Genomic DNA, 19,858 nt, shown 5'->3' with positions numbered 1-19,858 from the left:
TATGGAGAAACCACCAACTTTTCCGGGAAGGAGTCCCTGATGCGGTCTACTGTGTTCTGTCTACTGACCCTCATGCTGAGCCAGTTTTCAGCACCACTGTCTGTCACCTCTGCTGCGGATGAAGACGCGAAGAGCTATTCGCTCCGCTATAAATTCACTCCGAACGAGTTTGTCCATTACCGGGTTGAAACCGAGAACAAGATTACGGTTCAGCTCAACCAGGATACGCAGACCTCCGCGAACTCTTCGAACACGTTAAAGCATTATCGTGTGATTTCCGTGAATGAAGAAGGCAATGGGACCCTGGAAACCCGCATCGACCGCGTCAAAATGAAGGTTCAGTTCGACGATGCGACTCCCGCAACATTCGACAGTGAACAAAATCCCGAGAAAGATCTGGAACAGTTTAAACCGATCCGGGCGAATATCAGCAAGCCATCACGCATTGTCTATTCACCGCTGGGTAAAGTGATTTCCATCCAGGAACTGAAAGTCGATGGCGAAGGGGCGAAATTTGAAGAAGCCCAGGCGCCAGGCAAGCTGGACCAGGAAAAAACGCGTCGTCTGGGCTTCCTGATCCCGTTGCCTGAAGAAGAGGTCAAAGTCAGGGGCACCTGGGAAGACGAACTGGATGTGGAAGTGGCCCTCAGCAAGACTCTGCGTAAAAAAGTGCCTGTACGGCGTACTTTTACGCTGGAATCGGTAGAAGATGGCCTGGCTGTAATCACCTTCAAAACCAAAATCATGACCCGGCTCAACGACCCGAAGTTGAGCATGCAGCTGATTCAGAAAACACCTTCCGGAACCATCAAGCTGGATATTAACCGGGGTGTGATTATTTCCCAGGATGTCTCACTGGATAAAGCCCAGGTAGGCGTATTTGACGGAAAAGGAGCGATGCGGGCGGTCTCGACTCGATTGGAAACGCTGGTCGATCCCACCGAAGTCGCTCAGAAAGAACAGACCACCGAAGCCCAGTAATTGATCAGCACAAGCTGATATATCGGCCTGCCCAGCGGACGATTTGTCAACAACATTCAAAAGTCAGTGCTTGTCTCACTTTTTTTAAGGGGAGACAAGCACTTATGTGTTGACGCTGACAGCAATTATTTTACACTTAGAATTCGCCGCTAAGGTACGCAAGCCCCTGCAGTCATCCATTTCGCGTAGCCAACTGGCCACACCACACCGATGTGAACAGAAACTGAACACCCTCGATTTCCTGCTCTCTTCGTGTCGTCGATGCTGCAGTCTTCGTTGAGCTCATGGCTGTCTACCTGAACTGGCACGATCGCGATCCACACTGAGTATTCACTGCCACTGCTTCTATCGAGACCGGAAATGAAACGGGTTGACTTATCCCCACAATTAACGAGCTTATTAAAAGCAGCTAAACGATTAGCCAGTGATTGTGAGATTGATGTCGTCTTCCTGTTAGCAGATATTCCTTATGACTTCCTGGAGATCAGCAAATCTCTCGGGAAATTAAGGCTGGTAGTCTCTTCCGATAAACCTGACGTTCAACGCGCCGCCCAGGAAGACGGGATTGCCCTGGTTCCGCTGATCCACGAACCCCAGACGCGTCAGGTACAGATCAGCCAGGCCATTCTGGAAGCAATTGCCGACGAGATTCTCGCATCGGGCGACCGGATTATCGCGCTGTATGCCGGCTTTGAACGGGAGCACGCGGATTCACTGAGCATCGTCAGCCTGGCAGATCACCTGGCCAAGCTGACCTCACGCGATCTGCAGCGCCTGGAGACCAAGGTTCCTCTGCAGACTCTGCGAGCCGTGGTGGACCTGGCAGTGGAGATCGGCCGTGAAGGACGCGAAGGGAAGCCGGTCGGTGCTTTATTTGTTGTGGGGAACCATCGTAAAGTCCTGTCGCTTTCACACGAACAGGTTCACGACCCGTTCAAAGGCTACTCCCAGAAGGACCGCATGGTCAACAATCCGCGTGTCAAGGAGAGCATGAAGGAACTGGCCCAGATCGACGGTGCCTTTATTATCAGCTCAGACGGAGTCGTCCAGTCGGCAGGGCGGATTCTGAATGCATCTGCGGAAGGCCTGACGCTCTCTAAGGGACTGGGATCCCGGCATTGGGCTGCCGCTGCGATTTCCAAGGAAACCGGCGCGATTGCCATCGCGGTTTCTGAGTCTACCGGTACTGTACGCATTTTCCAGGACGGCTATGTCGTTTTGAGAATTGAACCGATGAGTAGTGCCATGAAATGGTTCGATTTTGATACCGAACCACCGCAGTCCGAGTAATATTCAAAATTTTCGCGGTCTGGTATCGCTGCTGTATCGTGGCTTTTTACAAGCAGATACGTAAATTTTTTCGAATATTCTCTTCCCTCAAATTGTAATTTTTGCTATGAAACCCACGCAACATGTGGTGCAAGGTGTTTTTACAGCCACAAAACCGTGTTGCCCGGCAGAGAAATTGAGTCTCTGCGGAGAGGACAGATTCACTTAATCTGACGATCGTGATTGGTTTAATCTGTTTTATTTAAGAGCTTCTTCAGCGGGAAGGGAGTCCCATGTCGAATGTAGCGATCAAACTCGTCGCCGTGACCGGAGTTGTTGGTCTCGGGGTACTGATGTTTCTTCAGGCTCAAAAAGGCATTCAATCCACCAGCAACGAGAACCAGATCGAGCAACATGCGTTGCTGGAAGGGGAAACGGTTTCTGTCACCGAGGCAGAACCGGAGTCTGGAACCATTCCTTCAGGTCAGGTCCCCGCAGAACTTTCCGAACTGGCAGCTCGTAATGCACAACCGCTGAAGGTGGATGAAAAGAAACAGCCGGAGCTACCCTTTGCTCCCAACATCAAAACACCGCGCCCCAAAATTAAACTGACTGCGGGTAACGAAACCGCAGGTAGCGATACAGGGGAAAATGAAAACGCAGTTTTCGAGGCTCAGAATGCGACTCCCAGTGAATTCGAACCGGACAATCAGGCAGCGTTGATGCCTGCCAGCAAGGGACTGGACTTCCGCGAAACGCCCGCAGAAGCGACGCCTGAACCAGGCTTGAATCCATTTTCCCGAACTCCCCAGCCCGAACCAGCTGCGTCAGTTGAAAAGCAACCAACACCGGAACCTGTGGCGGAGCTCGATTTCAACGCTGGTCCTCAATTCGGCCCCGCGATGCCCAGCCCCGCACCTGCGGAAGAGAAAGCTCCCAAAACCGAAGTGCCCCCGCGTGAAACACTCGTGACTGAGTTAGACTCTTCTAATCCTTTTGATGCCGTTCCCACTGAATCTAAGCCAGAGAAGACACCCAAACCGGCAACAGTAGAACCGGAACCCGAACCATTTGATCTGGGCCCCGTTCCGGAACCAGCCGCACAGCAGAAACCACTGCCCGCAGACGAATCGCCGGCAATGAAACTGGAAACCAATGCGTCTCCATTCGAATTGAAAACAGAGCCGGCTCCGGAAACTCCCGCCGTCGATTCTAATCCATTTATGGCTACTTCCGAGGCTAAGCAGGCCAATGAGCCCGCACCACAGCCGGCTGAACCTGCTGCCATTCCGGAAACTCCCAAAGTAGAGACGGATTTCAATCCATTCGGTAACGAACCTCAAATGAAAGATCCCGAGCCTCTGCCGGAACTGAAATCGGCCGGAGAGGAGCCCACCAAACCAGAATTTGAACTGCAACCGGTCAAAGAACCCGAGCCTGCTCCCGCCGAGCCGGCATTCAGTATCAACCCGTCTCCGCAGATGAAGCCGAAGGCACTCGAGGAACCAGCGAGTCCCGCTGTTCAGGAACCAACTGAGCCCGATGTCGTTGTCATCAAAAAACGTCAGCCGGAAGATAATCCACAGGAACCATCACTGTTTGCTCCTGAAGGAAAACCGACGGAGAAAATGGAAGCTGCCAATCCGCAGCCGATTGAAATCGCTCCTGCATCAGGTGCCAAGCCACTCAACCTGGTCGAAGGCAGTCAGCCGGAGCCAGAGGAACCGGCCAAGCTGAACATGCAGCAGAAGATTCAGTCTCCCAAAATGACGATTCAAAAGGTCGCTCCTCCAGAGGCTGTTCTGGGGCAACCGTTCATCTACCATGTGCTGGTCAAAAACAGCGGCACGACTTCCGCCCGTGAAGTTGTTGTCGAAGATAAGATTCCTGCGGGAGCAAAACTGACTGGGACCATTCCCCGGGCTGAGCAGATCAATGATCGTATTATCTGGCGACTGGGGGCAATGGGCCCTGGTGAAGAGAAAAAAATCTCAATCCGTGTTATTCCCGAGCAGCCCGGACAGATCGGCAGTGTGGCGACCGTGAATTTCGTCACCGAAGTCGCTTCGGAAACCAAGATCACTTCTCCCCAGCTGAGCATCAAATCTGATCAACCCTCGGCAGTCAAACCGGGTGAAATCACCGTTGTCAATTACACGATTACGAATTCCGGTTCGGGAGATGCCAAGAATGTGTATGTACGCAGCATCATTCCTCCTCAGTTCTCCCATCCGGGAGGCGACGACCTGGAATATCATGTAGGATTGATTCCCGCTGGCGAGACCAGGGAAGTCCAGTTGCAACTGAAAGCGATTAAACCTGGAGCCGGGAAGAGCATCTCGAGTGTCGTCGGCGACGGCAATCTCAAGGCGGAGACAGCGGTTCCCCTCAAAGTGATCGGAACCAGCGAAGAGTTTCTGATTACCCGTAAGGGTCCGAAAAACCGCTATCTCGGACGTTCCGGCGCCTATGAAAACGCCATTACCAATAATACCGAGCAGACGATCAAGAACATTTCGATCTTCGAATCAATTCCTCCGGGAATGAAATTTGTCTCCGCGTCCGGCAATGGTCAGTTTGATCCTGTCCGCAGAGTCGTGCAGTGGGACATTGCTGAGCTGGCAGGGGGCATGCAGCAGGTTCTGAACATCGAACTCGAGCCGACCGAGGTTGGTAAGAAAGTCAGTACCGTGCAGGTCGTAACCGGAAACAACAGTAAGTTCTCGGCGAATCTGCAATCCGAAGTGAATGTGATTGGTCAGCCTCTGCTCAAAGTGGAAACGAGCGAACTGAAAGGCCCCCTGGAAGTCGGCGAGAAAATGTCGCTAAAGGTGCAACTCGTCAATCAGGGCAGTGCCCCGGCCAACAACGTTGAATTCCGCGTGAAAATCCCGCGAGAGATGGTTTTTGTATCTGCAAAAGGTCCTGCCCGATACAAGCAGGCTGGTTCTTTCGTGATCTTCGAAAGTGCCCAGGTACTCGCACCGCAGCAGTCACTTGATTTCGAACTGACACTGGCAGCCAGGAATAAAGGGGATGCCCGTGTACTGGTGACCGTTCAGTCTCAGCAGATGGAAAAACCGCTGAACCAGGAAGAAGCGATTCCGATTCTGGATAAGCTACAGTAATAAAAAAAGTGCTCCTGATTCCAGATCAGGAGCACTCATTTAACAAGCTATCGTTCCAGCTCGACATTCCAGTAATTCTCGCTGATAAAGCGAGACCAGCTGTCGACCTGAATATTCTGCAGGGCATAGAACGGCTTCCACTTGGGACGAACCGGTTCTTTCAGCAGTTGCATGTTCGCCTGCCCTGGAGTACGAGCCGCTTTGTGTGAGTTGCACTCAACACAGGCCAGCACGCAGTTCTCCCAGGACGTTTCGCCCCCCTGAGAGCGTGGCAGAACGTGGTCGATCGTCAGCTCTTCGCTCCCGGGCTGACAACCGCAATACTGACAGGTAAACCGGTCACGCTTGAAGACATTCCGCCGACTGAAGGTCACCACGTTCCGGGGAACACGGTCATACTTCAGCAGCGTAATCACTTCAGGAACGCGGAATCGATCGTGACTGCTGTGAATTACCAGTTCATCCTCAGCTGGTCGGAGCGCTGCCCAATCAGCCCAGGAATACGTCTGGTAATCTGCAGGGTCAACCACGCGGGCTGTCTCATTCCAGATTTTAACCACAGCCCGGGCTACCGTCGTAATGCCGACAGGCTGCCAGTTTCGGTTCAGGATCAGCGTAGGCCGCTGCAGCGTTGAAGAAGACACCATGATTCTAATTCCTGCATTAAACAGTCGTGAGAAGGGTGTTCGGGGGGAGTCGAACCCGCCACCTTAACAGTCACAGTGTTACGTGCAAACCATTACACTACGAACACCATATCGGATTTCAGTCCAAAGCGGAAGGCATGGGATTCGAACCCACACGCCTGGCAGGCACACGCATTAGCAGTGCGGTCCGGCTAACCGTATCCGGCTACCTTCCGTTTTCCAGTTTGTGTCGATGCACGAACGTTTTACCGACTCGGCGGAGACGTTCGGCATCACCTAAATTTCGAGCGGAAGCCGTGGGACTCGAACCCACAAATGCCACAAGACACCACCTGTTTTCAAGACAGAGCCCTCATCCAGCCGGATGACTTCCTGGTTATTCTGTTTTTGAAATACCCCGTGCGGGAATTGAACCCAGCGTCTCCGACATGAGAGATCGGTATCCTGGCCATTAGACGAACGGGGCGTATTTGTAACTCTGTTAAGTGGATCGGGAGGTGCTCGAATCCTCGTCTGCGATTCTTCAGATCGCCGCTAAACCATCTCAGCTACCGATCCCTGTAAAAAAAGACCTGAGTTCTGTTGAACACCAGGTCTTAGATGATTGTAAATCGATACAGACAGATCCTCTGGTGTCAGGTACGTAACGGGAGACTGGTTTCGGAATCACTTCCCGAAATCCCATGATGGTCTTTCCGTTCTGTAAGTGAGGTCTGTTCTGAAAAATTCACATCGATACCTGTAGTCATGTTTTAAGGAATGTCCTACTGTTGTGTTCTACTAACTACAAAGACGTCTGATCAGCAGAAAAGTTCGCTTATTTCAGAGAGAATTTTGAAGAATTGAAAAGAGAGTCTGCTTCCTATCAGGGCAGGCTGGCAAACAGAGAGTCGAGATGGAAGCTACTTAGCCGCTTCGCGTTCCTGCACCAGCGTTTCTACCAGGGAGGCGGTCTGGCGAATATGCAGTTCCATTTTTTCCGCCGCCAGATCACAATCGTTGGCCTGCAGTGCGGCGATGATTTCTTCGTGATCGGTTAAGGCAATTTCCTGCGCCTGGCTCTCATTATCGACCACCTCACGGATCGCCTGGACCAACGTGTTATAACGGCGCAGTTCATCCTGCAAGCGGGTACTGCCACAGCGTTGTGCAATCAGGGAATGCAGACGTATATCCAGCGACATCGCTTTCTGAGACCAGTTATTGTCCCGCTTCTCCTTCGCGATCGCAGCGAACTGTTCTGCCAGTTCAGCGAGCTGTCTGGGTTCAATATTCCCGCAGGCGGTCCGAACGGCTTCGACTTCCAGAATACGACGCAACTGATAGATTTCCCGGATCTGCGTAACGCCAAATTCCCGCATCACGGCACCCCGGTTGGGAAGATTTTCCACGATACCGATCGAAGCGAGCTCAACGAGTGCTTCCCGGACGGGAGTTGCACTGACGCCAAACTGTTCTGCCAAACTCTGGATTACCATCCGGTGACCGACAGGGAATTCGCCTCGAATGACGGCAGCCAGAATCCTCTGGACGACCACTTCGCGAATATTACCCCGAGGCACCATGGAAAAGGAACCCGGCAGATTGGACGTCGACATAATAAATCCTTGAGCAGCCTGTCACAGACTGGAAAATGAGAACCAAAGACGTGATGAAATATTATATATGATTGTGACAGGAGAGAAAAGCGGCAGCCGCGCTATCTACGGAAATAGATATCGTGCATACATTTACAGACGTTGATCCAGGAATCAGCTGGATCAGGCGATGATATTCTGTACCACTTCACCAGCAACATCGGTCAGGCGGAAGTTACGACCGGAATAGTGATAGGTCAGCCGCTCATGGTCGATGCCCATCAGATGCAGAATCGTGGCATGCAGGTCGTGCACATGGACTTTGTCCTGCATCGCGCGGAATCCGAAGTCATCAGATTCACCATGAATGGTGCCCCCTTTGATCCCGCCTCCCGCCAGCCACATGCAGAAGCCGTACGGATTATGATCGCGACCGTTGATGCCACCCTGGGCGGTTGGAGTTCGACCGAATTCGCCGCCCCAGACGATAAGAGTTTCATCGAGCAGACCACGCTGTTTCAAATCGGTCATGAGCTGAGCGACCGGCTGGTCAATGTCCTTACAGAGCCGCTCGTTGCTCTTGTCGTGATTGCTGTGCGTGTCCCAGGGCTGCCGATTTCCATAATAGACCTGCACGAACCGAACGCCGCGTTCACTCAAACGCCGTGCCAGCAGACAGGCTTTGGAGAATTCACTCTTCCCGTAAGCTTCCTGCAGTTTTTCCGGTTCCCGGGAAATATCAAAGGCATCGGTGGCTGCAAACTGCATCCGGTACGCCATCTCCATTGATTTGATGCGTGTTTCCAGTTCATTATCGCCGGCCCGTGGTTGTAGATGCTGTTTGTTGATTGCCTGGACCAGATCAAGCTGGCGTTTCTGCTCATCGGATGAGAGGACATCGTTCTTCAGAAACGGAATCATCTTCTCCGGAGTCAGATCTTTATTGTTGATGTGTGTCGCCTGGTGCTTACCCGGCAGAAACGCGCTTCCCCACAGTTTGGGGCCGACCACCGGTTTACCCGGGCAGAGAGCGATGAATCCCGGCAGGTTTTGATTTTCAGATCCGAGTCCATAAGTCAGCCAGGATCCAAGACTGGGACGCGTCGGGGTCAATGTTCCCAGATTCATCATACAGAGAGCCGGCGCATGGTTGGGGAAGTCTGTATGCATCGAGCGGATAATCGCCATATCGTCGATGTGTTCTGCCGTCTTGGAAAGATGTTCGGCAACCGGAATACCCGACTTACCGGCCTTGAAGAATTTCACGGGAGAGGGCAATAGTCCCATGGTTTTCGAAGCCGTTCTGATGTCGGCCTCTTTAGGTCGCTGCCCCGCAAACTTCTGCAGCATTGGCTTGGGGTCAAAGGTATCGACCTGCGAAGGACCGCCGCTCATAAACAGAAAGATAACCCGTTTGGCCTTTGGCTTGAAGTGGGGCGTCTGTGTCAGCACACTGGAAGGAGCCGCATCGGCAGCAGAGAGCATTCCAGCCAGACTCAGCATCCCGAACCCGCCTCCCACTTTCTGGAGGATATCGCGGCGGGACATATGGTTCAGATTATCGGAAGGAATCATATCTTCAATCTCTCAGACAGTTGTGTTGATCACTCTGTTTTGTTGGAAACCAAGGCTCAGTCGACGTACATCATCTCGTTGCTGCAGAGCAGGGCCTGACAGTACCGTTGCCAGGGAGTCAACTGAGCAGGATCCAGGTCATCACGGCCTTCATAGGTGCCATTGTTTTTGTGTCCGGTAATATCAGCGGCCTGGGCCAGGTTGGGGTTATCGGTCCGTAATGGCCAGCAGGAGAGGGGATCCGACTCCAGCAGCGAGGCGACATATTCCGCATGGGCCAGCTTGTCCTGTTTGAGTTGCGCCGCCTCAAAATGAGTCTTGACTTCTTCCGGTTTCAAAACCCGGTCAAATAAAGCGACCGCTCCGAGTTGACCTTCAAAATTCGAGAAATTGTCATTGCGTCCCGCCAGGATGATTTCAGAAACCCCTTTGTCATAACCGGGAGCAGCCTCGCCGATAATCTCCGGTTCAGGATTCCCGTTCAGATAAACCCGAATCTGGTTCTGATCACGGCACAGGACCACATGGTTCCAGGTTCCCGGCTGAATGACTGTCGTCCCGAACAATGACTGGCGTTTCTGGTCGCCATTATAGAAGAACAGGCGTCCCGCTTTGTTCGGGCGATACTTGCCGGCGATTCCCAGGTGGTCGCCGGGTGCTTTGACTGCGCCATCTTTACCTCGTGAGAAGAAGTAACCGGTGATAATCCGCTTTTCGTTAGGAACCTGATTCTTCAGCCAGAGCGAAACAGAATATTGATCGCCGAGTTGTTTCACATCGGCTTTCATTCGCTTCCCGGCGAACGTTGGAATCTGTTCCTGTGCTGGTGACGGTGTGGTCCCATCCGCAGCCTGTTCAATAAACTGCAGGCCGATCTGTACCTCATTCGGAGTCGGAGCCCGTGAAAAGAGCGTCCGGTAAACCGCGTCAATTCGCTGCTCGGAGGATTCCCCTTCGTACCGTTTCGCCAGCAGTTGGGCCTGCTGTCTGACGAAGGGGGAGTTTAAAACAAACAACTGCTGCAGAGGCGTAGTGGTTTTCGAACGCCGGGCCGCATGGATCGCGGGATCCGGAAAATCGTATGACTGCAGAAATGTGCTCAGCTTATGCCGGGAGACTGTTGCATAGACTCCACGGCGCTGGAAACTTGCATCATCAATATCCCCCGAGGGCCCCGCCTGGGCAGGGTCAAGGTTATTGCCGGCAGCCAGCAGGGAGTCCCGGTAGACTTCCGCTTCCAGTCGTCTGCGATTGAAGTGCGTCAGCAGACGATTGTTCGGATCATCCTTTTTCTGTGCCTCTGTTGGCTCCACATTTGAAGCCTGCTGATAGGTTGCAGAGAGCATGATCAGCCGATGCAGTTTCTTAATCGACCAGCCCTGATCCATGAACCAGACGGCCAGATCGTCCAGCAGTTCCGGATGACTGGGCCGGGAACCGGTACTGCCAAAGTTGCTCGGCGTATCGACGAGGCCTTCACCGAAGTGATGCTGCCAGACCCGATTCACCATGACCCGTGCCGTCAGGGGATTATCACGACTGGCGATCTGCTGTGCCAGTTCCAGTCGGCCACTGCCGTTCTGGAAAGGTTCCGGTTTCCCGTCCGACAGAACCCGAACGAAGCGTCGAGGGACCAGCTTCCCGAGATTGGCCGCGTTGCCACGAATGAATACATTCAGGTCCCGAGGTTTTTCGGGATAGTAAACAATCTTCATCCGGTCTTTGGAGATTTCTTCAACCCGTACCTGCTCTTCAGTCAGGGCATCTGCCAGCGGCAAATCAAAGCCAGGCGTGTTCTTTTTGATCTCTTCGATCTTTGCTTTGTTCGCTTTGATGGACTGGTTGTGCTGTGTGACCAGTTCCGTATTCTGCTTTAATTCGACCGGCGGAATGGGAAATTTCACGGTCGTCTGTTGCTTCACATCGGGACGGGGTGCGATCAGTGCAAATTCCGTTTTACCGGCTTTTTTGATCTGTTCCTTGAGCAGGGCATTCCGTTTATTTAAGTCACGAACCTTGTCGGTCAGGCTCTTATTCTCTTCAGTCAGCTTATCTACCTGATCGCGGGCTGGCTGTGTTTTCGCAACTTCCTTTTCGGGAATGATCGGACGCGTTGTCTGTCGAACCGAAGCAAAGACCCCTGCGATCCCGTAATAGTCTTCCACGGTCAGCGGATCGTATTTGTGATCGTGACAACGGGCACAGGCCATCGTCAGCCCCAATAACCCACGACAGAGGCTGTCGACCCGGTCTTCCCAGTCGTCAGCATAGCGGTTTTCCAGCGTGACCTGTGATAACGCGACCTCTTTGTGATAAGAGGGTCCCAGTCCCATATAGCCGAGAGCAGGGTAATCTTCAGGACCGGTTTCAGGCAGGAAATCAGTTGCCAGCTGACGGATCACGAACTCGTTGTATGGCATATCTTCGTTAAACGCCTTGATGACCCAGTCACGATAGCGATACGCGTGAGGATAGGGACCATTGTGAGGCCCCATGTTTGTATTGTCTTCTGCATAACGGGCGACATCCAGCCAGTGACGTCCCCAGCGTTCGCCATAGTGCGGAGACTGTAATAAACGGTCAATCAGGCGGGAATACGCTTCGGGTGATTCGTCTTTGACGAACTGTTCCACTTCCTGCGGTGTCGGAGGTAGACCGATCAGATCAAAGTAGACCCGGCGGATCAATGTCCGTTTATCAGCTTTTGGGGCTGGTGAAAAGCCTTTAGCTTCCTGAGCCGCGAGAATGAAGTGATCGATTTTGTTGCGTGGCCAATCCGCCTGCTTTACCTGGGGAGCAGGGTAGTGTTTCGGCGGCTGAAACGACCAGAACTCGCGGGCCTTGTCAAAATCAATCCCGGCATGCTTGGCCGATGTGGCGTCTCCCTTGCGTGGATCCGGCGCCCCCATTTTGATCCATTTTTTAAAATCGGCGATCACAGCGTCAGGCAGTTTGCCCTTGGGAGGCATCTGGTAACTGTCTTCACTATAGTGCAATGTCTCCAGCACCAGACTTTCGTCGGGTTTTCCAGGCACCAGGGCCGTCCCTGAATCTCCGCCGGTAATTAATCCCTCGCGAGTGTCCAGCAACAGACTGCCTTTGAGGTTCTTAGACTCGGCTGAATGACACTCGTAACAGTGTTTGATCAGCACGGGACGAATCTTTTTCTCGAAGAAATCCAGGCCGGCCTGATCGGTATTGGTATCAGCGGCGGAAAGAGCAAGAGTCAGAGCGAGAAACAGGTTCGTGAATACGATGACGACTGTCACTTTTCGCAAAGTTTTCATAGTCATGTCTACGATGTTTAGAGGCAGGTGGGATTAAGCCAGTTGGCTGAGGATGTCACTTGTGTATCTCGTTGAGGCGCAATCAGATACATCAAGCGTGCTTTATATCGTATCGGGAAAAACCGGGAATAACAATATAATATTTAAAAAAGCCTGCTGAATCCTCCGTTTTCGCCTGCTCCTCTGGGGAATAGACCCGATTTTTCGTATTTTCAAGCTGTGATTTCCCCCATCTTCGACCACTGAAATTGCTTAAACAGCCATCCCGTCCCACAAAAAGTTGCAGTCCCGATCCGTCCCGGTTAGTCTGAACAGTTGTTAAACAGTCAGCCCTGGTCGGTTATCCTCATTGAGTCAACCGCTCCCACCATTCTTGAGCAGCAGGAATTCTCACATGTTACTGAAGTCTCGCGACGTCCTGAAATGGATTCTCTCCTCCGTGCTGCTACTCAACTACGTCAGCGGTTTCAGTCAGGCGCAGGAACCAGAGCCAACTAAACAGCAGCCGGGCTTCACGATTCCCTATCTGGATCTCACCGCGGACAGCGATCGCCAGATTGTCGTCGATCGCGAAGAAGGACAATACCTGGGACACCCCACAACAGTTCTGCTGGAAGACAATCAAACCATGCTCTGTGTCTATCCCAAGGGGCACGGCAAGGGGGGCATCGTTTACAAACGCTCGCTTGATGGAGGCAAAACCTGGAGCGAGCGACTGCCCACTCCCGCTTCCTGGGCCAACTCACGCGAAGTTCCGACGCTGCACCGCGTGATCGATGCAGCGGGCAAAAAACGCATCATCATGTTCTCCGGTCTCTACCCCACCCGCATGGCAATTACCGAAGATGATGGCCAGACCTGGAGTGAGCTGCGGCAGGTAGGTGACTGGGGTGGCATCGTCGTCATGGGGTGTGTCGAACCACTTAAGACCGGAAAAGGCCATTACATGGCGCTGTTCCACGATGACGGCCGCTTCATTGCCCGGGATTCAAAGCAGGAATCGCCCATCGCGTTCACGCTGTTTAAAAGTCTCTCTACCGATGGCGGTCAGACCTGGTCAGCCCCGATGGCCATTCACAAGTCTTCCGATTACCACATCTGCGAACCCGGCATCATTCGCTCTCCCGATGGAAAACAACTGGCGGTCTTACTGCGGGAAAACAGCCGCCGTCATAATTCTCAGATCATCTTTTCCAATGACGAAGGCAAAACCTGGACCGAACCCCGGGACCTCCCCGGCGCACTGAATGGAGATCGTCACACCGGGAAATATGATCCGGTCAGCGGACGCCTGCTGATCTCCTTCCGCAGCAACACACCCCGCGGACACAAGGCGCCCACCGAAGGTGACTGGGTGGCCTGGGTCGGTACCTACGAGGATCTGGTTAAAGGGAGTGAGGGACAGTATCACGTGCGTCTCAAAGACAATACCCGCGGTGCAGATTGTGCCTATCCAGGAGTGGAAGTGCTCCCCGACGGGACCTATGTGCTGACGACCTACGGCCATTGGGAGAAAGGGAAAGCCCCCTACATCCTCAGCGTACGACTCAAACTGGCTGAGTTGGATGCGCTCGCCGACAGCAATTCCCAAAACAAATAAGCCAGGCAGATCTCACCGCCCGCCACACTGACGATTTCCTATGACTCAGGTGTCTCGGTCTCCGTTTCTTCTTCACTGGTCTCCACAACCAGTGTCTGTGCTGGATCAACCCAAAGCGAAGCCACGCCGGCGATCAGAAATGCGAACGCACAGGTAATGAAGGCATTGTTCCAGTGATGGTCTAAACCGATCACAGCAATCATCAGCACGGGAGCGACAGCTGCTCCCAGGTTCCCCCACATATTGCCCCATCCCAGCACTGACCCCACGTGTTTTCCTGCAATGTCCTGGTTAAAGGCCCACATGGCAGGAGAACCAAAGTCGGTAGAGAAGGCAACAATCGAAAACATGGCTACTGCCGTCCAGGGGGAGATATCCAGCATGCAGACCAGGTAAGCAGCCATCGCGGTAAAACGCGAGAGTGCGATCGGCAGCACGCGGCTCCAGCGGAGACTGATGCGGCGCATCAACCAGTCGGTCACTTTACCACCCGATAAGGTTCCAAACCAGCCGACCGCCAGTGCAAACGTCACCATTTTGCCTCTTGTCTCCAGTGGGACCCGGTAGGTTTCATCCAGGTATCGTGGCAGCCAGGTGACCAGGAACAACCAGCCCACGTTCGTACAAAATTGCGACAGCGAAAGCAACCAGAGACTCTTGTTCATCGCGATGGCTTTAAATGGAATCCCGCCGATCTGTTTAGAATGATCCTTGTCTTCCTCCAGTCGTCCGTGTTCGATCAGCTCCAGTTCCTGCTCGGAACAGGAGGGGTGGGCCCTCGGATAATCGCGAATGATCCACCAGAATATTGCAGCGATGAAAATGCCGATGACACCGTAGGTCATCATCATTTTTCGCCAGCCCTGTCCCTGTACCTTGCGAACGTCGTTATAATAGCGGGCTTCAAACAGCAGTCGATTTAAACGTGATTTCTCTTCCGGAGTCATGTCGGCGGAGTTGATCGTCAGCAGTTGTTCGGCCTGCTGATTCAGTTTCATCCCTGCGTACTCCTGCGGATTATACAGGGACGCGTTCTGCAGAACCTGATTCAGATCGTTAATGAATTTATCTTCCTCTGCCGATCCCGGCGGCATCTTAGGATCAGCGGCCGCCGATTTCAGAAACTCCTGATCGGCGGGGGGAAGCTGGGCATAGACTTCGGATTCAAAAGTCTGTTTCTCATCAACTCGCTTCAGAAACGTACTGGCCAACTGATGCGGTTGCAGGAGGGCCCCCGGTTTCAAATCAGAAGATTCCGAGATAGGCACGAACAGGATAATCAGAAAGGCAGTCAGCACTGGAGCTAAAGCGCCGCCGATCCGTCCCCCCACGGTCACCATACTGCTGGCAAAACCCCGTTCTGTTAAAGGCATCCATTTGCTGACGATATTCGCGCTGGTGGGATAAGCGCCCGCCTGGCTCAGGCCGAATCCCAACCGGAAAATCAACAACATGATGAAACCGGTCGCAAAGCCTGTCAGTGCTGTAAACAGAGACCACATGAGGATATAAAGCGTCAGCATTTTCCTGGCGCCAAACCGGTCACTGAACCATCCGGAAGGAACCTGGCATAACGCATAGGAAACGAAAAACGAGCCCAGCAGAATCCCGATCTGATGATCGGTCAGCCCCAGTTCGTCCTTGATGAACACCTCTGCAAAGGAAATACAGAATCGGTCCAGGTACAACAACACCGCCATCAGCATGCAGGCAAAGATCACACGATAACGGACATACGATCGGGACGATTCCACACTGGACATGTTGTTTCAGCTTTCCATCAGGGTTGGTGAGCAAAGAAGTTGCAGCAGTATAACAGCATACTTTGATCAAAACGAGCATGTTCTGTCAAACATGGTGAAACCAGCATCCCGGCAGTCTCTCCGCCTGCAATCAATCCACTCTGGTCTCTCACCGGAAGATGTTCTATAGTAAGCTCGCGACGAAATGGACTTTTGTCACTCGAACAGAAAGGCCCCCGGCATGGATCGCTGCTGTCTCACACTTCTCATACTGAGCCAACTCATTTTCTGTATGGGCACCAGTTCCACGACCGATGCTGCAGAAACAGAGCCTCTCACGATCAAGGAGATCAACCAGACCTGGCAACAGCGTCGCGAACGTCTGCAGGCCATGCGGGTCGAACTGTCTCAGGAAACGACTTCCAGTAAGCTCCGATATATGAAGTCAAATATCGATGATGAAGATGTGCCACTTACAGCTGAAGAAACCCGTCGCTACCTGCATGAGCAGGTTGAATACAACACGCAGTACTCGCTCCTGCTGGATTCTCCACGATTTCGCTTCCGCTCTTGGGGCCGTCATCCCTACTTGCAGTTAAAAGAGATGTACAATCATGATATGACTGTGACGACCGATGGCCAGACTGCAGCACTCTCCTATCAATTCAGAGAAACAACCAATATCACGATTTATAAAGAACCTGTAGAGCCCAGGATCTTAAACTGTATCAACCTGAGCCCTTTGTACTGGTCTCTGCTGGCGGGTGATCCCTGCACGGAAACGTCGCTGGATGGCTTCTTCCCCCAAAACCAAATCAAACAGATCCAGGGTATCGATTGCACCGTTCTGGAAAAAACAGACAAATCAGGCGTCAGCCGTCTGTGGGTTGCTCCCCGTGATTACGAATGCGTCGTCATGCAATATGATCGCATAAAATCTGGTAGAAAATGCTTTACGTATCAGTTCCAATATTCCAACAATAGGGAATCAGGACCTCTGCCCACAACCTGGGAAGTAAAGCAGTATCAATTTTATGAGAACCAAAACTATTTGACATACGCCTCGAGGTTCAAGGTCGACTCCATTCAATCCGATGTTACGATACCCATTGAGCAGTTTAAGATAAAACTCCCCCCGGGAGCACACGTCTCTGATCTACGCAAACCCAATCCTCAGGGAGGCGAACTGAATTATATCGTCCAAGAGGATTCAGAATAAAAATCGAATAGCAAAAGGATACCCGGGACATGCACACTCGCGCCGCTGTGTTGTATGAAATGGAGAAGTCGACTCCGTATGCCGAGTCGAAACCGCTGGTGATTGAAGAGCTGCAACTGGACGACCCCGGTCCGGGGGAAGTGCTCGTAGAACTCGCGGGCGCCGGTCTCTGTCACTCCGATCTATCGACTATCGACGGCTCGCGGCCCCGGGTGATGCCGATGGTGATGGGGCATGAAGCGAGCGGCATCGTTCGCGAAGTCGGTCCCGGCGTACATGACCTGCAACCTGATGATCACGTGGTCTTTTCTTTTGTCCCGTTGTGCGGCCACTGTATTCCCTGCGCCACCGGTCGTCCCGCGTTGTGTGAACCTGGTGCGAAAGCCAATACCGCCGGCACTCTTCTTTCGGGACACCGTCCTTTTCGCAACGCTGCGGGAGAGGAGATCTATCACCACCTCGGCGTCGCAGCCTTTTCTGAATATACGGTCGTGGCCCAGGAATCATTGATCAAGATCGATTCACAACTCCCCTTGAGTACCGCCACCCTGTTTGGCTGCGCGGTCATGACCGGCGTGGGAGCCGTCGTCATTACAGCCAAAGTGGAACCGGGTTCCAGCGTTGCCGTCTTCGGTCTGGGAGGCGTAGGCTTGAGCACGATCATGGGAGCCCGTGCCGCGGGTGCCGAAGCGATCTTTGCCGTGGATCTGCTCCCCGAGAAACTCGAACTGGCAGCCCAGGTCGGTGCAACACATCTGATCAATGCCGGGAAGGAAGACCCCGTCATGCTGCTCAAGGATCTCATGCAGGGTGTAGATTACACTTTCGAAAGCGTCGGCAACGAACAGGTCCTGCAGCAGGCCTATGCTGCCACAAAACGGGGAGGTACCACGGTCACCATCGGTCTGCCGCACCCAGCGAAAATGTTTTCCATTCCCGCAGTCAGTCTGGTCGCAGAGGAACGCACCATCAAAGGTTCCTACATGGGTTCAGCCGTTCCGCGGCGGGATCTACCACGTTTCATCGCCATGTATCAGGCGGGCCTGCTCCCCGTCGACAAGCTGCTCTCGCGCACGATTCAACTGGATGAAATCAACTCCGCCTTCGATAACCTCGCCACCGGAGCCGCAGTCCGGCAGGTGATTACGTTTGAGAAGTAAGCGATGACGGGGTCACTCAGTCTGATAAGCTGGGCCCACGATCTCCCAAACCTCATCCGCCATCTGCTGCTGGCCGGCCTGGGAAAGATGGATACTGTCCAGCGTCGCCCCTCCATCTGCCAGGACGGACAGAAAGCCCCCTTTCGGCACCAGTTTGACACCATATTTTGAAGCGAGTTTTCGCTGAATCAGTCCAAAGCTGTTGTAAAAGGGAGGCAGCGGCAGTTCCAGCATCACCAGTTGACGCCCCGGTGCAGCCAGTTCCGCTAATAGCTGCTCCAGACCGGTTTCGAATTCCGCTGGCGTGGTCGAGCCCAGAATATCGTTTCCACCGATCTCCAGCAAAACTAGATGTGATTCGATCCGGGTCTGCGCGACTTGCTTTCGCGCCGAGGAGACAGTCGCCCCCACTCGTGACAGATCCTGCACAGTCAGCCCGTGTTCGTGGTTCAGAAGTACCGGCCAGGTTGTCGTCTGTGGATCCCCCAGGCCAGCAGTGACCGAATCACCAATCACTGTTAAACTCCGCTTGTCCACCGGATCGACATGCGGCAGCAGGTGAAACGGAAGTTCCCAACCCACTGCAGCCAGCCAGACGACGATTACCACATACGATAGTCCCCGCTGATTCGGCTTTCGAAACTGTACCAGCAGCCAGATCAGGGTCACAATTCCCAATACGCCATACAACCACCAGGGCAGGGGAGTTGACGAGACAACCACCGCGATCACTCCCAGCAGAAACGCAAGGCCCATCCCGCGTCGGGCCAGCTTTGATTGACTCAGTGACAGGAGAGCTGCCAGCAAAATCAGTGTGCAGCCAGTGAAGAATGCCTGACCGGAGGCAATGTGATAGACAATCGGATTCACGGATCGACTCCGGCACGCTGTTCCGAAAGATTGATCGTTGTCGCGTGCTGTCGTTTCTTTCTGAAATCGAGTAGCCACCATAGGGCAATCAAGAAATTGATCAGACCGATCAGCAGAAAATGAACTCCGCGTCCAACCCACCAGGCATAACCGAATACACAAGCGAAAATCAGCAAAAGGATCATAAACACAACACTCTCCGGGCGGGGAGGCTGCTCAGTCGTCTCAAAGATCGCGGCATTAAATTTCTGGTACTTTTCCCAGCCTTCCTGCAGATCAAGATCAATCTCCCGTCGGAGGCGTTCTGTAATTTCAATCTGTTCGGCTCTTTGGAAATTATCGATATGAAATTTAAACCGTTTCCCCGGAGCCTCCACAACAATCGCCCCCGTGAGAGAGTACCACTGCAGATGGGTTACTTCTTCAAAGAGGATTTCGGTGATGTGGAAGACATCCCGCTTCACCAGCCTAATCCCGGATATTTCCAGTCGCTCCCGACTCCAGGCCAGAATACACCAGATACCCAGTAGTGTGCAGAGTAGAAAGAAACCACCGAACAGCAACGCGGAAAAGACCGGATAGCGAAAAGAGCCATCCAGATTATAGAAAGCAGCCAGCGTAGAACCGATGCCGACCAGCGAAAACAGACTCGTCCCGGCAATTCCCAGATAGAGATAAAAGCGACGGAGCCGATAAAAGATGACGGGTTGAGATGCATTCATCGATTGATGATCCCTCTTCTAGACTGACCCGCAGTAGATAATAAGATCGTCATTCATGGGAAATCACCTTCATCAAAAGTT

13 protein-coding genes and 5 tRNA genes are annotated in these 19,858 nt (G+C 53.0%); 6 read left to right on the top strand and 12 right to left on the bottom strand.

Translation table 11 applies throughout. The features are described 5' to 3' along the window. Positions 1-39 precede the first annotated feature (39 nt). From RID21_RS16160 to RID21_RS16150, 3 genes are all read left to right on the top strand, one after another. On the top strand, positions 40-981 hold the full coding sequence (locus tag RID21_RS16160; RefSeq protein WP_350190571.1) for a DUF6263 family protein: 942 nt from the start codon (positions 40-42) through the stop codon (positions 979-981). A gap of 360 nt (positions 982-1,341) precedes the next feature. Beyond that, complete coding sequence (locus RID21_RS16155) at positions 1,342-2,271, top strand: DNA integrity scanning protein DisA nucleotide-binding domain protein (protein WP_145041039.1); 930 nt, start codon at positions 1,342-1,344, stop codon at positions 2,269-2,271. 272 nt (positions 2,272-2,543) lie between these two features. Then, on the top strand, positions 2,544-5,378 hold the full coding sequence (locus RID21_RS16150) for a hypothetical protein (RefSeq protein ID WP_350190569.1): 2,835 nt from the start codon (positions 2,544-2,546) through the stop codon (positions 5,376-5,378). 47 nt (positions 5,379-5,425) lie between these two features. Here RID21_RS16150 and RID21_RS16145 read toward each other — a convergent pair whose 3' ends face one another. The 9 genes from RID21_RS16145 to RID21_RS16105 all read right to left on the bottom strand — a co-directional run bounded on the left by RID21_RS16145 (position 5,426) and on the right by RID21_RS16105 (position 12,464). Continuing rightward, complete coding sequence (locus tag RID21_RS16145; protein WP_350190567.1) at positions 5,426-6,025, bottom strand: HNH endonuclease; 600 nt, start codon at positions 6,023-6,025, stop codon at positions 5,426-5,428. A gap of 34 nt (positions 6,026-6,059) precedes the next feature. Beyond that, positions 6,060-6,132 (bottom strand) — tRNA-His (locus RID21_RS16140). Between the two features lie 22 nt (positions 6,133-6,154). Continuing rightward, positions 6,155-6,239, bottom strand: a tRNA-Ser gene (locus RID21_RS16135). A gap of 74 nt (positions 6,240-6,313) precedes the next feature. After that, positions 6,314-6,398, bottom strand: a tRNA-Ser gene (locus RID21_RS16130). A 20-nt stretch (positions 6,399-6,418) separates the two neighbouring features. Beyond that, positions 6,419-6,491: transfer RNA gene (locus tag RID21_RS16125), tRNA-Glu, on the bottom strand. A gap of 20 nt (positions 6,492-6,511) precedes the next feature. After that, positions 6,512-6,583, bottom strand: a tRNA-Phe gene (locus RID21_RS16120). 344 nt (positions 6,584-6,927) lie between these two features. After that, positions 6,928-7,623, bottom strand: a complete 696-nt coding sequence (locus RID21_RS16115) for a GntR family transcriptional regulator (RefSeq protein WP_350190565.1) — start codon at positions 7,621-7,623, stop codon at positions 6,928-6,930. A gap of 162 nt (positions 7,624-7,785) precedes the next feature. Continuing rightward, complete coding sequence (locus tag RID21_RS16110; protein ID WP_350190563.1) at positions 7,786-9,177, bottom strand: DUF1501 domain-containing protein; 1,392 nt, start codon at positions 9,175-9,177, stop codon at positions 7,786-7,788. A 56-nt stretch (positions 9,178-9,233) separates the two neighbouring features. Further along, positions 9,234-12,464: a DUF1553 domain-containing protein gene (locus RID21_RS16105; RefSeq protein WP_350190561.1), complete on the bottom strand. Its 3,231-nt coding sequence runs from the start codon at positions 12,462-12,464 to the stop codon at positions 9,234-9,236. 394 nt (positions 12,465-12,858) lie between these two features. Here RID21_RS16105 and RID21_RS16100 point away from each other — a divergent pair, with 394 nt between their 5' ends. Then, positions 12,859-14,064: a sialidase family protein gene (locus RID21_RS16100; protein WP_350190559.1), complete on the top strand. Its 1,206-nt coding sequence runs from the start codon at positions 12,859-12,861 to the stop codon at positions 14,062-14,064. Positions 14,065-14,102: 38 nt separating this feature from the next. Here the strand turns inward: RID21_RS16100 and RID21_RS16095 are convergent, their stop codons facing one another. Continuing rightward, positions 14,103-15,827 (bottom strand): MFS transporter, encoded by a 1,725-nt coding sequence (locus RID21_RS16095; protein WP_350190557.1) that lies wholly within the window; start codon positions 15,825-15,827, stop codon positions 14,103-14,105. Positions 15,828-16,047: 220 nt separating this feature from the next. Here RID21_RS16095 and RID21_RS16090 point away from each other — a divergent pair, with 220 nt between their 5' ends. Together RID21_RS16090 and RID21_RS16085 are read left to right on the top strand one after the other, a co-directional pair. Continuing rightward, entirely contained in the window at positions 16,048-17,025 is a 978-nt protein-coding gene (locus tag RID21_RS16090) for a hypothetical protein (protein WP_350190555.1), read from the top strand. Between the two features lie 29 nt (positions 17,026-17,054). Beyond that, on the top strand, positions 17,055-18,185 hold the full coding sequence (locus RID21_RS16085) for a zinc-dependent alcohol dehydrogenase family protein (RefSeq protein WP_350190553.1): 1,131 nt from the start codon (positions 17,055-17,057) through the stop codon (positions 18,183-18,185). A 12-nt stretch (positions 18,186-18,197) separates the two neighbouring features. On the opposite strand, the gene RID21_RS16080 is transcribed toward RID21_RS16085, so the two are convergent. After that, the gene (locus tag RID21_RS16080; RefSeq protein ID WP_350190551.1) at positions 18,198-19,055 is read right to left on the bottom strand and encodes an SGNH/GDSL hydrolase family protein; all 858 of its coding nucleotides are present in this window, start codon (positions 19,053-19,055) and stop codon (positions 18,198-18,200) included. Beyond that, a complete protein-coding gene (locus tag RID21_RS16075; protein ID WP_350190549.1) occupies positions 19,052-19,777 on the bottom strand; it encodes a hypothetical protein in 726 nt (241 codons plus the stop codon). The genes RID21_RS16080 and RID21_RS16075 overlap by 4 nt, the downstream gene beginning before the upstream one ends. Between the last annotated feature and the right edge of the window lie 81 nt (positions 19,778-19,858).

It is taken from the genome of Gimesia sp. (assembly GCF_040219335.1).
Taxonomy (GTDB): domain Bacteria; phylum Planctomycetota; class Planctomycetia; order Planctomycetales; family Planctomycetaceae; genus Gimesia.
The sequence above is the reverse complement of the archived record's forward strand: the minus strand, read 5'-3'. Positions and strand labels throughout refer to the sequence as shown.

Excerpts from the sequence above, each read along its gene's own strand:
- RID21_RS16160 (WP_350190571.1), top strand. The coding sequence starts at position 40 with ATGCGGTCTACTGTGTTCTGTCTACTGACCCTCATGCTGAGCCAGTTT.
- RID21_RS16155 (WP_145041039.1), top strand. The coding sequence starts at position 1,342 with ATGAAACGGGTTGACTTATCCCCACAATTAACGAGCTTATTAAAAGCA.
- RID21_RS16150 (WP_350190569.1), top strand. The coding sequence starts at position 2,544 with ATGTCGAATGTAGCGATCAAACTCGTCGCCGTGACCGGAGTTGTTGGT.
- RID21_RS16145 (WP_350190567.1), bottom strand. The coding sequence starts at position 6,025 with ATGGTGTCTTCTTCAACGCTGCAGCGGCCTACGCTGATCCTGAACCGA.
- RID21_RS16115 (WP_350190565.1), bottom strand. The coding sequence starts at position 7,623 with ATGTCGACGTCCAATCTGCCGGGTTCCTTTTCCATGGTGCCTCGGGGT.
- RID21_RS16110 (WP_350190563.1), bottom strand. The coding sequence starts at position 9,177 with ATGATTCCTTCCGATAATCTGAACCATATGTCCCGCCGCGATATCCTC.
- RID21_RS16105 (WP_350190561.1), bottom strand. The coding sequence starts at position 12,464 with ATGAAAACTTTGCGAAAAGTGACAGTCGTCATCGTATTCACGAACCTG.
- RID21_RS16100 (WP_350190559.1), top strand. The coding sequence starts at position 12,859 with ATGTTACTGAAGTCTCGCGACGTCCTGAAATGGATTCTCTCCTCCGTG.
- RID21_RS16095 (WP_350190557.1), bottom strand. The coding sequence starts at position 15,827 with ATGTCCAGTGTGGAATCGTCCCGATCGTATGTCCGTTATCGTGTGATC.
- RID21_RS16090 (WP_350190555.1), top strand. The coding sequence starts at position 16,048 with ATGGATCGCTGCTGTCTCACACTTCTCATACTGAGCCAACTCATTTTC.
- RID21_RS16085 (WP_350190553.1), top strand. The coding sequence starts at position 17,055 with ATGCACACTCGCGCCGCTGTGTTGTATGAAATGGAGAAGTCGACTCCG.
- RID21_RS16075 (WP_350190549.1), bottom strand. The coding sequence starts at position 19,777 with ATGAATGCATCTCAACCCGTCATCTTTTATCGGCTCCGTCGCTTTTAT.